Origin of the sequence: Methylorubrum aminovorans (assembly GCF_022179725.1) — a bacterium.
Classification (GTDB): Bacteria; Pseudomonadota; Alphaproteobacteria; order Rhizobiales; family Beijerinckiaceae; genus Methylobacterium; species Methylobacterium aminovorans.
The window spans coordinates 1-14,490 of the sequence record NZ_BPRC01000007.1 but is presented as its reverse complement, the minus strand read 5'-3'; the positions used below and the strand labels follow the sequence as shown (position 1 = coordinate 14,490).

The following is a 14,490-nucleotide window of genomic DNA, read 5'->3' as shown; positions in this document are numbered from 1 at the left end:
TGCCCATGTTCGGATACGCCGCCCGCCGGAGCGCCACCGCGCTCGCCCTGCTGCTTGCTTCGACCGGTCTCGGCACTCTGCCGGCCGCGGCCATGCAGCCGCGGGAATCCTCACCGCTCTCCGAATACGAGCCGGCGGAGTCGCTCGAAGGCAACTTCCTCTCGGCCTACATCGCCGGCGCCTCGAAGGACACGGCCGCCGCCGCGAGCTTCTACCGCGAGGCGGTGAAGGGCGACCCGCGCAACGCCGAGCTTCTGGAGCGCGCCTTCGTGTCGCTGCTCGCCGACGGCGCCATGACCGACGCCTTCCGCGCCGCCGAGCGGCTCGCCACCCGCGAAAGCTCGAACGGCCTCGCCCAGCTCGCTCTGGGCGTGCGCCAGCTCAAGGCCGGCCAGTACGGCCCCGCCCGCCAGAGCTTCGGCCGCAGCGGAAGGGGGGCGGCGGCCGACCTCACCGGGACGCTGCTCACCGCCTGGGCCTATGCCGGCGCGGGCGATGGCAAGCGCGCCTACGAGACGCTGAACCGCCTGCGCGGCGAGCGCTACTTCAACGTCTTCCGCGACTACCATGCCGGGCTGATCGCCTCGGTGATCGGCGACCGGGCCGAGGCCGAGCGCAAGCTGAAGGCGGCCTACGACGCCGACCACAACACCCTGCGCATCGTCGACGGCTATGCCCGCTTCGAGGCCGGGATCGGCCGCACCGATCTCGCCATCGACGCCTACAGCGAGTTCGAGAAGGTGATGCCGCGCCACCCCCTCGTGGTGGACGCCCTCGACAAGCTCAAGGCCGGCAAGCCGCTCACGCCCCTGATCTCGTCGGCCCAGGAAGGCGCGGCCGAGGTGCTCTACGGACTCGGTTCGGCCGGCTCGACGCAGGGCGACGAGCTTCCGGCGGTGGTCTACCTGCGGCTTGCCCTCTACCTCGCCCCCGAGCACGCCGTCGCCCGGCTGACCCTCGCCGACACGCTCGACCGCATGAAGCAGGCCGAGCGCTCGAACGAGGCCTACGCGCAGATCCCGGCGTCCTCGCCGCTCAAGCTCAATGCCGACATTCAGATCGGCCTCAACCTCGAGCAGATGGGCCGTGGCGACGAGGCGCTGCAGCACCTCGACACTGTGCTCAAGGCGCATCCCGACAACATCGACGTGATCTCGGCGCTCGGCAACGTGCAGCGCTCGCGCAAGAAGTTCACCGAGGCGACCGAGACCTATACCCGTGCGATCAATCTGATCCAGCCGGGCCGGGAGGCCAACAACTGGACGCTGTTCTACTTCCGCGGCACCGCCTACGAGCGGGCCGGCGAGTGGCAGAAGGCGGAGGCCGACCTCAAGAAGGCGCTCGCCCTCGTGCCGCCGACCCAGCCGAACGCCAAGGCGCAGGTGCTCAACTACCTCGCCTATTCCTGGGTCGATCGGAACATGAACATCGACGAGAGCTTCACCATGCTGAAGCAGGCCGTCGATCTCTCACCCCGCGACGGCATGATCATCGACAGCCTCGGCTGGGCCTATTTCCGCCTCGGTCGCTGGGACGATGCGGTGCGCGAGCTGGAGAAGGCGGTCGAGCTAAAGCCGGGCGATCCCACCATCAATGACCACCTCGGCGACGCTTACTGGCGCACCGGCCGTCGGCTGGAGGGCAAGTTCCAGTGGCAGCACGCCAAGGACCTGAACCCCGAGCCCGACGATCTCGTCAAGATCAACGCCAAGCTCAAGGATGGCCTGCCCGAGCCGGACAAGCCGACGGCGACCGCCGAGAACCCGCCGACCCAGGATCCGGCCCAGGCCGCGCCCGCGCCCGTGGCGGCGCCGCACAACCCGGAGAACCCGGAACTGCCGAAGGGCGCACCCGCGCCGAGCGAGCCGCCGGGCGCGGCGGACAAGAAGCCGGGGAAGTAAGGCTTCCCCGCTCCGGCGATATCCCACTCACGCCCTCATCCTGAGGTGACCGCGACAGCGGGCCTCGAAGGATCCTCCAGTTCCCGCGCGGCTTCTGGAAGATCCTTCAAGGCCTCCGCTTCGCTGCATCACCTCAGGATGAGGTCGCGGCTCGGAGTGGGTCATCGTCGATGGCGCTAGCCTTGCCCGTTCCGAATGTGACCCCTAAGGCAGGGTTTATCCCCTGCCCCTCCGGCCGAGAGCCTTCGTGTCCGTCCTCACCACCCGCGCTCCGGCCAAGATCAACCTGACCCTGCACGTTCTCGGCCGCCGGCCGAAGGACGGCTACCATGCGCTGGAGAGCCTCGTCGCCTTCGCCGAGGTGGCCGACACGCTGGAACTGGCGCCGGGCCCTGATCTTTCGCTCGATGTCGCGGGTCCCACGGCCGGTCCAGCGGGACCTCTCGACGACAACCTCGTCCTGCGTGCCGCCCGCCACTTGGCCGCGGGCGTCGACGGCCTGAGGTTCGGCGCGTTCCGACTGCACAAGCAACTGCCCGTGGCGGCCGGAATCGGCGGCGGCTCGTCGGACGCAGCCGCCGCTCTGCGGTTGCTGGCTAAACTGAACGAATTGCCCGTCGATCACCCGGCCGTGGTCGCGGCCGCCCGCGCCACGGGGGCCGACGTGCCGGTCTGCCTCGATCCGCGGGCGCGGATGATGCGCGGGGCGGGCGAGGAGATCGGGCCCGTGCTCGGCCTTGCGGCTTTGCCGGCGGTGCTGGTCAATCCCGGCGTACCGGTCGCGACGGCGCCTGTCTTCAAGGCCCTCGGCCTCGCCGTCGGGCAGGTGCTCGACGGGGCCGCGCATCCGGCCATCGCCAGCGGTCTCGGCGCGGATGCGGTGCTCGGTGCCATCGCGCCCGCCCGCAACGATCTGGAGGCGCCGGCCCTCACCGTTGCCCCGGTGATCGGCGAGGCGCTGGCGCTGCTGCGGGCGCAGGGTGGGTGTCGTCTGGCGCGGATGTCCGGCTCGGGCGCGACCGTGTTCGCGATTTTTTCCGATGACGGAGCGGCGCAGACGGCGGCTGGAGCGATCCGCGCCGCTCAGCCGGGCTGGTGGGTGGAGCCGACGCGCCTCGCCTGAAGGCGGTGCCGTGGGCGAGCGTCAGTGCGCCCGGGCGATGCAGAAATCCACCACCTGCAACAGAGCCGACTTCATCGGCCCGTTCGGGAACGGGTCCAAAGCCGCGCGGGCCTGATCGCCGTAATGGCGGGCGCGCTCGATCGTGTCGTCGAGGGCGCGGTGGCGGCGCAGGATCGCCAGCGCCTGCTGCAGATCGCCCTCCTCCAGATCCTCCCGTTCGAGGGTGCGGCGCCAGAAGGCCCGCTCCTCGTCCGAGCCGCGGCGCAGCGCCAGCACGATCGGCAGGGTGATCTTGCCCTCGCGGAAATCGTCGCCGACGTTCTTTCCGAGCGCCGCGCTGGTGCCGCCGTAATCGAGCACGTCGTCGATGAGCTGGAAGGCGATGCCGAGATTCATGCCGTACGCGCGGCAGGCCGCCTGCTCCGCGTCCGGCCGCTGGCTCAGCACCGGACCGACCTCGCAGGCCGCCGCGAACAGCTCCGCGGTCTTGCCGCGGATCACCGCGAGATACTCGTCCTCACTCGTCTCGGTATTCTTGGCGGCGGTGAGCTGCATCACCTCGCCCTCGGCAATGACGGTGGCCGCCGCCGACAGGATGTCGAGGGCACGAAGGCTGCCGACCTCGACCATCATGCGGAAGGCCTGCCCGAGCAGGAAGTCGCCGACGAGCACGCTCGCCTCGTTGCCCCACTTGATGCGGGCGGCGACCCGCCCGCGGCGCATGTCGCTCTCGTCGACGACGTCGTCGTGGAGGAGGGTCGCGGTGTGCATGAACTCGACCGCGGCGGCGAGCTTCACCGCACCGTCGCCGCTTCCGTACCCGCACAGATCGGCGCAGGCGAGCGTCAGGATCGGGCGCAGGCGCTTGCCGCCCGAGGCGATCAGGTGGTTGGCGACCTCGGGGATCATCGCCACGTCGGAGCCCGTGCGCGACAGGATCGTCGCGTTCACCCGCTCCATCCCGGCCGCGACGAGGCTCACGAGGTCGGTGAGGCTGGCCTCCGGATCGGAGCGGCCTTCATCGAGGGTAACGACGACGCCCAAGCGCGATGCCTCCGGAAAACTCTCGACCGGCACCCTGCCGGAACCCCTGCCCCGCGGCTGCCCCTGTCGCACGGGGCCGGCGGCAGGGCAACACGCGGTCGTGCCGCATGGCTGCGCAAGAACGTGGACAATGTTACCAGCCGCAGACCGCCGGCCCGCTTGCCGGGCGGCGGCAGGAAGGGTTTGAGGCCGTGACGGAACTGATCCGCAGCAACGACATCGTCCTGATCGGATTCGCGCGCTCGCTTCTCGAAGAAGCGGGCGTCCCGCTTTTCGTTGCCGACGAGCACATGAGCGCGCTCGAAGGATCGATCGGCGCGTTCGGCCGGCGCCTGCTGGTGCCCGATGACCACGCGCGACAGGCCCGCCGCATCCTGGCCGATGCCGGCCTGTCTGCTGAATTGCGCGACGAGCGCTGAGCGGACGCCCGGTGGATACGGAGCCGGATGCCTTCCTCGGCGGCCGCCTGAGGCTGCGCCAGCCGGCCCGCGGCGCCCATCGCGCCGGCACCGATGCCGTGTTGCTCGCCCGGCTTCTCACCCCCGCGCCGGGCGCGACGCTCTACGATCTCGGCGCGGCGACCGGTGTGGTGGGGCTGGCGGCGGCGCGGCTCTCCGAGGAGGCCCGCGTGGTGCTGGTCGAGCGCGACCCCGGCCTTGCCGCTCTGGCTCGGGAAAATGTGTCGGCGAATGAGCTCGACGGGCGTGTCGTGGTGATCGAGGCGGATCTCCTCGCGCCGGGGGCGCAGCGCCGGGCCGCCGGTCTGGCGCCGGAGAGCGCCGATATCGTGCTGACCAACCCGCCCTTCTTCGAGGCCGGCACGCACCGCGCCTCCCCGGTTCCGCTCAAGGCGGCGGCGCATACCTTCGCCACCGGCGGGCTCGACCTCTGGCTCAGAACCTGCTCCGACCTGCTCCGCCCCGGCGGACGGCTCGGCCTGATTCACCGGGCCGACGCCCTGCCCGCTTGCCTCGACGCCATGCGCGGGCGTTTCGGCGACTGCGCCGTCCGCCCCGTTCACGGACGGGCCGGGCGGCCGGCGATCCGCGTGCTGATTGCGGCGGTGAAGGGCAGCCGCGCGCCGTTTCGGCTGCTGCCGCCCCTGGTGCTTCAGGACGAAGCCGGGCGCTTCACGCCGGAGGCCGAGGCCCTGCACCGGGGCGATCCCTGGCCGGCCCCGTGAACGCGGGGCGCCCGCTCGTGACTCTCGATCCGTAGGCCGCCGTGATGGATCGGCCGGCGGCGTCCTGCTAACGGAGGTGTGATCCGCCCGCCTCGGAGGGCGGTGCCCCGTGCGACCGCGAAAAGAAGCCGCGAAAAGAAGCCACCATGCCGCTGACCGTCCCGACCTGGATGCGCTTCCTCCTGCCCCGCCGCTTCCGCCAGACCCCTCCCCGGGTCGCGGTGGTGCGCCTGAGCGGGGTGATCGGCACCGGCTCGCCGTTCCGGCCGGGCCTCTCGGTCAGTACGGTGGCGCCGAGCCTGGAGCGCGCCTTCACGATGCCGGGCCTCTCGGCGGTGGCGCTCGTCGTCAACTCGCCCGGCGGCTCGCCGGTGCAGTCGCACCTGATCTACCGGCGCATCCGGGCGCTGGCCGCGGAGAAGGAGATCAAGGTCTTCGCCTTCGTGGAGGATGCCGCGGCCTCGGGCGGCTACATGATCGCCTGCGCCGCCGACGAGATCGTCGCCGATCCCGCTTCGCTCGTCGGCTCCATCGGGGTGGTCTCGGCCGGGTTCGGCTTCGACCGGCTGATCGAGCGCCTCGGCGTCGAGCGCCGCGTCCACACCCAGGGTGAGGCGAAGGCGATGCTTGATCCGTTCCGGCCCGAGAACCCGCAGGACGTCGCCCGGCTGAAGGAGATCCAGGCCGACGTGCAGACCCTGTTCACCGGTCTCGTGCGCGAGCGCCGGCCGAAGCTCGATGCGAGCCGCGACCTGTTCACCGGTGCGGTCTGGACCGGGCGGCAGGCACTCGACCTCGGCCTCGTCGACGAGCTCGGCGACCTGCGCGGCACGCTGCGCGCCCACTACGGTGACAAGGTCGAGTTGCGGCTCGTGGCCGAGACCCGCGGCTCCTGGCTCGCCCGCCTGCTGCGCCGCGCCGGCCCCGGCCAGGCGGCGGCCGGGATTCCCGATGCGGTGATCGCGGCGGTTGAGGAGCGCGCCGCCTGGGCGCGGTTGGGATTGTAGGCGAAGTGCATTCCTAACCCTCGCGCCGGCGGCTTCCGATCCGCCGCGGCTTCGCGGAGGATGGCTGGCTTTGCGGCAGTCCACCCCCGAGCCGCGATCATTGTCAGCAGCCTTCAAGCCGGCTTGCGGAGCGACGTCGATTTCTGTACCGATCGGTCTTGTTCGTACCGATCAGTACAGAAAGACCCTGCCATGTCGCGCCCCCCGCTTCCGCCCTTCACCGACGAGACCGCCGCGCAGAAGGCGCGCATGGCGGAAGATGCCTGGAACAGCCGCGACCCGGAACGGGTCGCCCTCGCCTACACGCCCGACAGCGTCTGGCGGAACCGCGCCGAGTTCGTGAAGGGACGCGAAGAGATCGCCGCCTTCTTGCGGCGCAAGTGGTCACGCGAGTTGGAGTACCGGCTGATAAAGGAGGTCTGGGCGCACCAGGGGAACCGCATCGCCGTTCGCTTCGCCTACGAGTGGCGCGACGATAGCGGGCAGTGGTTCCGTTCCTACGGCAACGAGAATTGGGAATTCGACGAGGCGGGGCTGATGCGCCACCGCATCGCCTCCATCAATGACCTGCCGATTGCCGAGAGCGACCGGAAGTATCACTGGCCCCTCGGCCGCCGGCCGGATGACCATCCGTCCTTGAGCGATCTGGGGCTCTAGGGCGTGGCCCGCACCGTCGCCGAGCGGTCCGACGTGCTGCCGCTGCTCGCGGAGGTGTTTCGCGAGCATGGCTACGAGGGGGCGAGCCTGTCGCTGATCTCGAAGGCGACGGGACTCGGCAAGGGCAGCCTCTATCACTTCTTTCCCGGCGGGAAGGAGGAGATGGCGACCGCTGTGCTTGCCGAGATCGACGGCTGGTTCGAGACCAACGTCTACCGTCCCTTGCGGGAAGCGGATGATCCGAAGGCGGCCGTGGCGACGATGTTCGCGACGACAGCAGCGTATTTCCGCTCCGGCCGCCGGGTCTGCCTCGTCGGCGCGCTGAGCCTGAGCGACGCCCGCGACCGCTTCGCCGGCCGGCTGCGGGACTATTTCGCCCGCTGGGTCGAGGCGCTCGCCGCGGCCCTCGCGCGCGACGGTCATGGTCCGGAGGCGGCCGGCGTCCTCGCCGAGGAGGCCGTGGGTGGTATCCAGGGAGCGGTGGTCCTGGCCCGCGCCCTCGACCGGCCGGAGGTGTTCGAGCGGATCCTGGCGGGCTTGGCGGCGCGCTGTCTCGGCGACGCCTGACGGCGCTCCGCGTCAGCGCGCGCAGCCGGCCGGGGTCGCGTAGCCGGAATAAACCACCCGAACCTTGCGAGCGCAGGTCTCGGCCGCCGGCATCGCGGCGACCGGGGCGACCTCGATGGGCGTGACCGCCACAATCTCCTCGACCGCCATCGTGTGATCGGGGGTCGCGAGCGCATTGGAAGCGCCCATCACCAGCGCGGTGGTGGCGAGTGAGGCCGCGGTGAGAGCGGCGAAAACAGTCAATCCCTTGCGCATGATCTATCCGAAAATGGTGGCCGCTCGACCTCGTAGGGGAGCGGAGCTGTTCCTTTGCCGCATTAACTTGGCAGCAACCTTTGCCGTTCCCGCTCTGAGCCGCCGACACTGAAAAAGATGTGCCGGCACGCACGGGAGCGTGGCCGCCGTGCGGCGCGACCTCCGCCTCGCAAATTCCGGCCGGCGCCCCATATCCTGTTTACCCTCCGCGCAATCCCGTGCTTTGGGCGTACATGCGGAGGCCACGATGGCTCTTGCTCCGGAAAAAGGGGGCGCTCGCCCCGTCACCTCGTCCGACTTCAACGAGCGCGTGAAGCGTCTCCTGGCGGCCAAGCCGGCGATCGAGGCCGTGCCGAAGGAACGGACGGCCAAGCGGAACTTCACACGGTCCACCCCGCGCACGTAGCGCGAAGTCGCTTGAGCGGCTTCGCGGCACGAAGAGTGCCGCGCGCAGCGGGCCTCGGCCCTTGCCGAGGCATCGAGCGGAGCGAATGCCTGAGCCCGCGGATGCGGGCGCCGGCGATTGAGGTCGGCAAAAAAAATCGGGGTGATCGCTTTCAAGCGATCGCCTTGGCTGGGGAGTCGGTTCGCTTGACACCCCGCCCCCCGCTCTTAAACGGTCCGGCAGCTTCCCTCCTGCCGGATCTGCCATGTCGAGCGACGCCGACCTCTCGCCCACACGCTCGTTCCAGGGCCTGATCCTGACCCTGCAGCGCTTCTGGGCAGCCAGGGGCTGTGTGATCCTCCAGCCCTACGACATGGAGGTCGGCGCCGGCACCTTCCACCCGGCCACGACGCTGCGGGCGCTGGGACCCAAGCCTTGGAAGGCGGCTTACGTGCAGCCCTCGCGGCGCCCCAAGGACGGGCGCTACGGCGAGAACCCGAACCGCCTGCAGCACTACTACCAGTTCCAGGTGATCCTGAAGCCGAACCCGCCGAACCTTCAGGAACTCTACCTCGCCTCGCTGGCGGCGATCGGCGTCGATCTCAAGCTCCACGACATCCGCTTCGTCGAGGACGATTGGGAGAGCCCGACGCTCGGCGCCTGGGGGCTCGGCTGGGAATGCTGGTGCGACGGGATGGAGGTGAGCCAGTTCACCTACTTCCAGCAGGTCGCCGGTTTCGAGTGCGCGCCGGTGGCCGGCGAGCTGACGTATGGCCTCGAACGCCTCGCCATGTACGTGCAGGGCGTCGAGAACGTGTACGATCTCAACTTCAACGGCGGCGAGGGCGAGGACAAGGTCACCTACGGCGACGTCTTCCTCCAGGCCGAACAGGAATATTCGCGCCACAACTTCGAGGCCGCCGATACGGCGATGCTGTTTCGTCACTTCGCCGACGCGGAGAAGGCCTGCCGCCTCTACCTCGAGGCCGGCGCTCCCGAGAGCGAGGGCGCGCGTCACCGCATCGTCCAGCCGGCCTACGACCAGTGCATCAAGGCGAGCCACGTCTTCAACCTGCTCGATGCCCGTGGCGTGATCTCGGTCACCGAGCGACAGAGCTACATCCTGCGGGTGCGCGAGCTGGCCAAGGCCTGCGGCGCCGCGTGGCTCCAGACCGAGGCCGGCGGGCATTCCGGTGACCCTGCCGGCGCCCCTGCCGGCAACCAAGCCGCCGCGGCCTGAGATGCACCGCCGGGCCGTCCTCACCCTCGCCTTCGGGCTCCTCGCCGAACCGGCGCTCGCGCAATCCGCGGCCGACCCGGTGGAGACGGTACGGGCCTTCTACGCGGCCGACGACATCAACGCGGTGCGCTTCTACGCCAAGCGTCTGCGGACCCTCTACGAGCGCGACCAGCGCGAGGCCAAGGGCGAGGTTGGGCGGCTCGGCTTCGCCTTTTACGTCAACGGTCAGGACACCGAGCCGGACTTTGCAAAGTCGCTGGCGCTCGCACCGCTCTCGAACGAGGGTGACCGGGCCGAGGTGCGGGCGAGCTTCCGCAATGGCGGCCCGCAGGAGCTGCGCTACAGCCTCGTGCGTGAGGCCGGCGCGTGGAAGATCGCCAATGTCCGCTCGCTGAAGGGTGAGACCTGGGATCTCATTGCTCTCCTGTCGGCGCCGCTTCGTTAGAGCCCCACACATCCAACGGCTGTGGCGTCATCGAAGCGACATCTGAGGGGGATAGTCGCGCCGCCTCTCACTGGCTGACGAGACGCGCAACGATGTCCGACCTGCCCGACGCCCCGACCCTCGACGCGGTGATCGCGCACCGCTTCTCCCGGCGCGACCTGATGCGCGGCTCGCTTGCCGCCGCGCTCGCCGCCGGAGTCGCGCCGCAGGCCGCCGCCGCCCCCGCGGACCGTCCCTCCTTCGACTTCCCGGAACTCGCGGCCGGCGTCGATGAGCACCTGCACGTGGCCGAGGGCTACGAGGCGAAGCCCCTGCTGCGCTGGGGCGACCCGCTGTTTGCCGACGCCCCCGCCTTCGACCCGAAGAAGCAGAGTGCCGCGGCCCAAGAGCGCCAGTTCGGCTACAACAACGACTTCGTCGGATTCATCCCGCTCGATACCGAGGGCCGCCGCGGCCTGCTCGTGGTCAACCACGAATACACCAATGCCGAGCTGATGTTTCCCGGCCTCGATGCGGCCGACCGCAAGGGCGTGATCGCGGCCTTGAACCCCGCTCAGGTCGCGGTCGAGATGGCCGCCCATGGCGGTTCGGTGGTCGAGATCGTCCGTGAGGCGGATGGGTGGCGCCCGGTCGTCGGCTCACCCTACACCCGGCGTATCACGGCGCTGACGCCGATGGATCTCACCGGTCCGGCGGCCGGCGATCCCCGCCTCGTCACCGAGGCCGATCCGAGCGGCCGGCGCGTGCTCGGCATGATCAACAACTGCTCGGGCGGCGTCACGCCCTGGGGGACGTGGCTCTCGGGGGAGGAGAACATCAACTACTATTTCGGCGGCGCCCTCCCCGCCGGGCATCCGGAGGCCGGCAACGCCAAGGCGATGGGCATCGGCAGCCTGCAATATGCCTGGAGCCGCTTCCATCCGCGCTTCGACCTCGCACGGACGCCGAACGAGCCGAATCGGTTCGGCTGGGTGGTCGAGATCGATCCGTTCGATCCGGGCGCGACCCCGAAGAAGCGCACGGCGCTCGGCCGGTTCAAGCACGAGGGCGCGGCGGGGGCGCGCGCGATCGACGGGCGCTACGTCGTCTATCTCGGTGACGACGAGCGCTTCCAGCACGTCTACCGCTTCGTCAGCAATGGCAGGGTGCAAGCGGAGCGCGGCGCCAACGTCGACCTTCTCGATTCCGGCACGCTCAGCGTCGCCCGGTTCGAGCCGGACGGCACCGGCCGCTGGCTGCCGCTGGTCCACGGGGCAAACGGGCTCGACGCGGGCAACGGCTTCGGATCCCAAGCCGACGTGCTGATCGAGACGCGGCGCGCCGCCAAACGGCTCGGTGCCACGCCGATGGACCGGCCCGAGGACATCGAGGCCAACCCACGCACCGGCCGCGTCTACGTGATGCTGACCAACAACACGAAGCGCACCGCCGATCAGGAGGAGCCGGCCAATCCGCGCGGCCCTAACGCCTTCGGCCACGTCATCGAGATCGCCCCCGACGGCACCGACCACGGCGCCGAGACCTTCCGCTGGGAGGTGCTGGTGCGCTGCGGCGATCCGGCCAAGCCCGAGGTGAAGGCGAGCTTCTCCGCACTGACCACCGAGAACGGCTGGTTCGGCATGCCCGACAACTGTGCCTTCGACGGGCGGGGCCGCCTCTGGATCGCCACCGACGGCAACAATCGCCGTGCCACCGGCCGGGCCGACGGCATCTGGGCGGTGGAGACGGAGGGGCCGCGTCGGGGCACCGCGCGCCACTTCCTGCGGGTGCCGGTGGGCGCCGAGATGTGCGGCCCCTGCTTCACCCCCGACGACGAGACCTTCTTCGTCGCCGTCCAACATCCCGGCGAACCCGACGAGGACGGGGCGCTCGGCTCCTACGAGAAGCCTTCGACCCGCTGGCCGGACTTTTCGCCGGACATGCCGCCGCGACCGTCCGTGGTGGCGGTGCGGCGGACGGGGGGTGGACGGATCGGGTGAGGCCGACCGGTCGACATCTCCCCCGTCCTCGCGAGACAAAGCCGAAACGATCCAGGGCGCGCCCGTTCGCGAAAAGCCGAGTGCCGGCTCGCTTCATTGAGGCTGGCGATGACGAAGCGCCGGCGGTGACAGACCGGGCGCATCTCCCGTCTCGACGCGGCCCGAGCGGGCGGCTATTCCCGCGCGCATGCCTGACCTTCTGCTCGAACTCCGCTCCGAAGAGATCCCCGCGCGCATGCAGCGGCGTGCGGCCGAGGATCTGAAGAAGCTCGTCACCGACGCGCTGGTCGAGCGCGGTTTCCTCTACGAGGGCGCCAAGGCCTTCGCGACGCCGCGGCGGCTGGCGCTGCACATCGCCGGGCTGCCCGCCCGCGGCGAGGCGGTGCGTGAGGAGCGGCGCGGGCCGCGCGTCGGCGCGCCGGAGGCCGCCGTTCAGGGCTTCCTGAAGAGCGCGGGGCTGGCGAGCCTCGATCAGGCCACCACCGTCACCGATCCGAAGAAGGGCGAGTTCTACCTCGCGGTGATCGAGCGGGCCGGCCGCGAGACGCTGGACGTGCTGGCCGAGATCCTGCCGGGCATCATCCGGAACTTCCCCTGGCCGAAATCCATGCGCTGGGGCGCCGCCTCGGCCCAGCCCGGCTCCCTGCGCTGGGTGCGCCCGCTGCAATCGATCGTCGCCACCTTCGGCCCCGAGACCGAGACGCCGGACGTCGTGCCGTTCTCGGTCGACGGCATCACCGCCGGCTCGGTCACGAGCGGCCACCGCTTCCTCGCGCCTTCGCCCTTCGAGGTGCGCCGCTTCGACGACTACGTCCAGGCGCTGGAGCGCGCCGACGTGATCCTCGATGCCGACCGGCGCAAGGACATCATCCTGCACGACGCCAAGGATCTCGCCTTCGCCCGCGGCCTCGACCTCGTGGAGGATGAGGGCCTGCTGGAGGAGGTGGCCGGACTGGTGGAGCGGCCGGTGGTGCTGATGGGCTCGTTCGAGGAGCGCTTCCTCGAGATCCCGGCCGAGGCGATCCGGGCCACCATCCGCGCCAATCAGAAGTGCTTCGTGCTGCGCAAATCCGGCTCCGAGGAGCTGGCGCCGGCCTTCGTGCTGGTCTCGAACCTCGTCGCCTCCGATGGCGGCGCGGCGATCACCGCCGGCAACGAGCGCGTGGTGCGCGCCCGGCTCTCGGACGCGAGATTCTTCTGGGAGACCGACAAGGCAACGAAGTTGGAAGATCGGTTGCCGAAGCTCGACACCATCGTCTTCCACGAGAAGCTCGGCACGCAAGGCGAGCGCGTCGCCCGCATCGCCGCGCTGGCCAAGGAGATCGCGCCGCTGGTGGGCGCCGACCCGGCCCTGGCCGAACGCGCGGCCCGGCTCGCCAAGGCCGACCTCGTCACCGAGATGGTCGGCGAGTTCCCGGAACTGCAGGGCCTGATGGGCCGCAAATACGCAGCGCTCCAGGGCGAGCACCCGAGCATCGCCGCCGCCATCGAGGAGCACTACAAGCCGGTGGGTCCGAGCGACCGCGTGCCGACCGATCCGGTCTCCCTGGCCGTGGCGTTGGCGGACAAGCTCGATACCTTGGTTGGTTTTTGGGCGATCGATGAGAAGCCTACGGGAAGTAAGGATCCTTACGCGCTTCGGCGCTCAGCGCTAGGTGTGATTCGTATAATTCTAAGTAACGAATTGCGTATTGCGTTGTTTTTTGGTCTAGTTGTGATTGGTCGAAGAATAATGGCCAACATGCTAGTGAATGCGGGCAAGCCAATCGATGCTCGCTTGAGCTTTTTAAAAATGTCTGGAGATCTTTCGGACGACGGTACGATTTCTAAATTGTTGACGGTCTCACAAAAGGCCGCATCGATGATGCAGTCTAAGATGGGTATGCAAATCCCGCCACAGGAATGGGAAATTGCAAGGACGAAAGATTTGTTGGCGTTTTTTGCCGACCGCCTGAAAGTCTACCTGCGCGACCAGGGCGCCCGCCACGACCTGATCGATGCCGTCTTCGCCCTGCCCGGTCAGGATGACCTTCTGCTCGTCGTCCGCCGCGTCGAGGCACTGGGCGTGTTCCTGAGCACCGACGACGGCAAGAACCTGCTTGCCGGCTACAAGCGTGCGGCCAACATCCTGCGCATCGAGGAGAAGAAGGACGGCCAGGCCTACGACGCCGCGCCCGATGCGGCGCTGGCTGCCTCCGGTCAGCCGGAGGAGCAGGCGCTGGCCGAGGCGCTCGCGGCGGCCCGCCAAGAGGCGTCCGCGGCGATCGCGGCCGAGGACTTTTCGGGTGCGATGCGGGCGCTGTCGCACCTGCGGGCGCCGGTGGACGCGTTCTTCGAGACCGTCACCGTCAACGCCGACGACCCGGCTCTGCGCAGGAATCGTCTGCTCCTGCTCAATGCCCTGCGCGCGGCCACCCGCGAGGTGGCCGACTTCTCGCGCATCGAGGGCTGACGAGGAGGAAGGCCAGAGTGTCTGTCCACCCTGGCTGGACGGTGTCGCGCCGTTGCCGGGGTGGCGATCGTTCGTTGCAGGATCTCTGTCGTCGTCAGGTGGGCGATGGTGGGGGCAACCTGCTCGCAATGCTTGATTGTTGCTAGAGCTGTTGCCGATCAATCTGGATCGTATGCGTCGTAGCCGGCCGCTGCGAGGCAGTTGCGGCATTGCTTTGGGGAGAGGCTGTCGAAGGCTGATCGGATTGCCGCT

Annotated in this window: 14 protein-coding genes; 12 read left to right on the top strand and 2 right to left on the bottom strand. The window is 69.5% G+C overall.

Translation table 11 applies throughout. The features are described 5' to 3' along the window. Window positions 1-5: 5 nt before the first annotated feature. On the top strand, window positions 6-1,901 hold the full coding sequence (locus tag MFF24_RS11515; RefSeq protein ID WP_133090481.1) for a tetratricopeptide repeat protein: 1,896 nt from the start codon (window positions 6-8) through the stop codon (window positions 1,899-1,901). A 247-nt stretch (window positions 1,902-2,148) separates the two neighbouring features. Beyond that, window positions 2,149-3,024 (top strand): 4-(cytidine 5'-diphospho)-2-C-methyl-D-erythritol kinase, encoded by an 876-nt coding sequence (locus tag MFF24_RS11510; RefSeq protein WP_238224576.1) that lies wholly within the window; start codon window positions 2,149-2,151, stop codon window positions 3,022-3,024. 21 nt (window positions 3,025-3,045) lie between these two features. Here MFF24_RS11510 and MFF24_RS11505 read toward each other — a convergent pair whose 3' ends face one another. After that, window positions 3,046-4,068, bottom strand: a complete 1,023-nt coding sequence (locus MFF24_RS11505) for a polyprenyl synthetase family protein (protein ID WP_238224575.1) — start codon at window positions 4,066-4,068, stop codon at window positions 3,046-3,048. A gap of 191 nt (window positions 4,069-4,259) precedes the next feature. On the opposite strand from MFF24_RS11505, the gene MFF24_RS11500 reads away from it, so the two are divergent. From MFF24_RS11500 to MFF24_RS11480, 5 genes are all read left to right on the top strand, one after another. Further along, window positions 4,260-4,487 (top strand): putative signal transducing protein, encoded by a 228-nt coding sequence (locus MFF24_RS11500; protein WP_166061451.1) that lies wholly within the window; start codon window positions 4,260-4,262, stop codon window positions 4,485-4,487. A gap of 11 nt (window positions 4,488-4,498) precedes the next feature. Then, entirely contained in the window at window positions 4,499-5,251 is a 753-nt protein-coding gene (locus MFF24_RS11495) for a tRNA1(Val) (adenine(37)-N6)-methyltransferase (protein WP_238224572.1), read from the top strand. Window positions 5,252-5,397: 146 nt separating this feature from the next. Continuing rightward, on the top strand, window positions 5,398-6,258 hold the full coding sequence (locus MFF24_RS11490; RefSeq protein ID WP_133090398.1) for a S49 family peptidase: 861 nt from the start codon (window positions 5,398-5,400) through the stop codon (window positions 6,256-6,258). 192 nt (window positions 6,259-6,450) lie between these two features. After that, window positions 6,451-6,915 carry a nuclear transport factor 2 family protein gene (locus tag MFF24_RS11485; protein ID WP_238224570.1) on the top strand — a complete coding sequence of 155 codons (465 nt, stop codon included), beginning with the start codon at window positions 6,451-6,453 and terminating at the stop codon, window positions 6,913-6,915. A gap of 3 nt (window positions 6,916-6,918) precedes the next feature. Then, a complete protein-coding gene (locus MFF24_RS11480; RefSeq protein WP_238224568.1) occupies window positions 6,919-7,482 on the top strand; it encodes a TetR/AcrR family transcriptional regulator in 564 nt (187 codons plus the stop codon). Window positions 7,483-7,494: 12 nt separating this feature from the next. On the opposite strand, the gene MFF24_RS11475 is transcribed toward MFF24_RS11480, so the two are convergent. Further along, window positions 7,495-7,737, bottom strand: a complete 243-nt coding sequence (locus MFF24_RS11475) for a hypothetical protein (RefSeq protein ID WP_238224566.1) — start codon at window positions 7,735-7,737, stop codon at window positions 7,495-7,497. A gap of 247 nt (window positions 7,738-7,984) precedes the next feature. On the opposite strand from MFF24_RS11475, the gene MFF24_RS11470 reads away from it, so the two are divergent. The 5 genes from MFF24_RS11470 to glyS all read left to right on the top strand — a co-directional run bounded on the left by MFF24_RS11470 (window position 7,985) and on the right by glyS (window position 14,238). Further along, the gene (locus tag MFF24_RS11470; RefSeq protein ID WP_166059882.1) at window positions 7,985-8,143 is read left to right on the top strand and encodes a hypothetical protein; all 159 of its coding nucleotides are present in this window, start codon (window positions 7,985-7,987) and stop codon (window positions 8,141-8,143) included. A gap of 244 nt (window positions 8,144-8,387) precedes the next feature. Then, window positions 8,388-9,362 (top strand): glycine--tRNA ligase subunit alpha, encoded by a 975-nt coding sequence (locus MFF24_RS11465; RefSeq protein WP_238224564.1) that lies wholly within the window; start codon window positions 8,388-8,390, stop codon window positions 9,360-9,362. A gap of 1 nt (window position 9,363) precedes the next feature. Further along, window positions 9,364-9,807: a DUF3828 domain-containing protein gene (locus MFF24_RS11460; RefSeq protein WP_238224563.1), complete on the top strand. Its 444-nt coding sequence runs from the start codon at window positions 9,364-9,366 to the stop codon at window positions 9,805-9,807. 92 nt (window positions 9,808-9,899) lie between these two features. Further along, window positions 9,900-11,786, top strand: coding sequence for a PhoX family protein (locus MFF24_RS11455; RefSeq protein ID WP_238224562.1), 1,887 nt, complete (start codon window positions 9,900-9,902; stop codon window positions 11,784-11,786). 187 nt (window positions 11,787-11,973) lie between these two features. Then, entirely contained in the window at window positions 11,974-14,238 is a 2,265-nt protein-coding gene (glyS, locus tag MFF24_RS11450) for a glycine--tRNA ligase subunit beta (protein ID WP_238224561.1), read from the top strand. The last annotated feature ends 252 nt before the right edge of the window (window positions 14,239-14,490 follow it).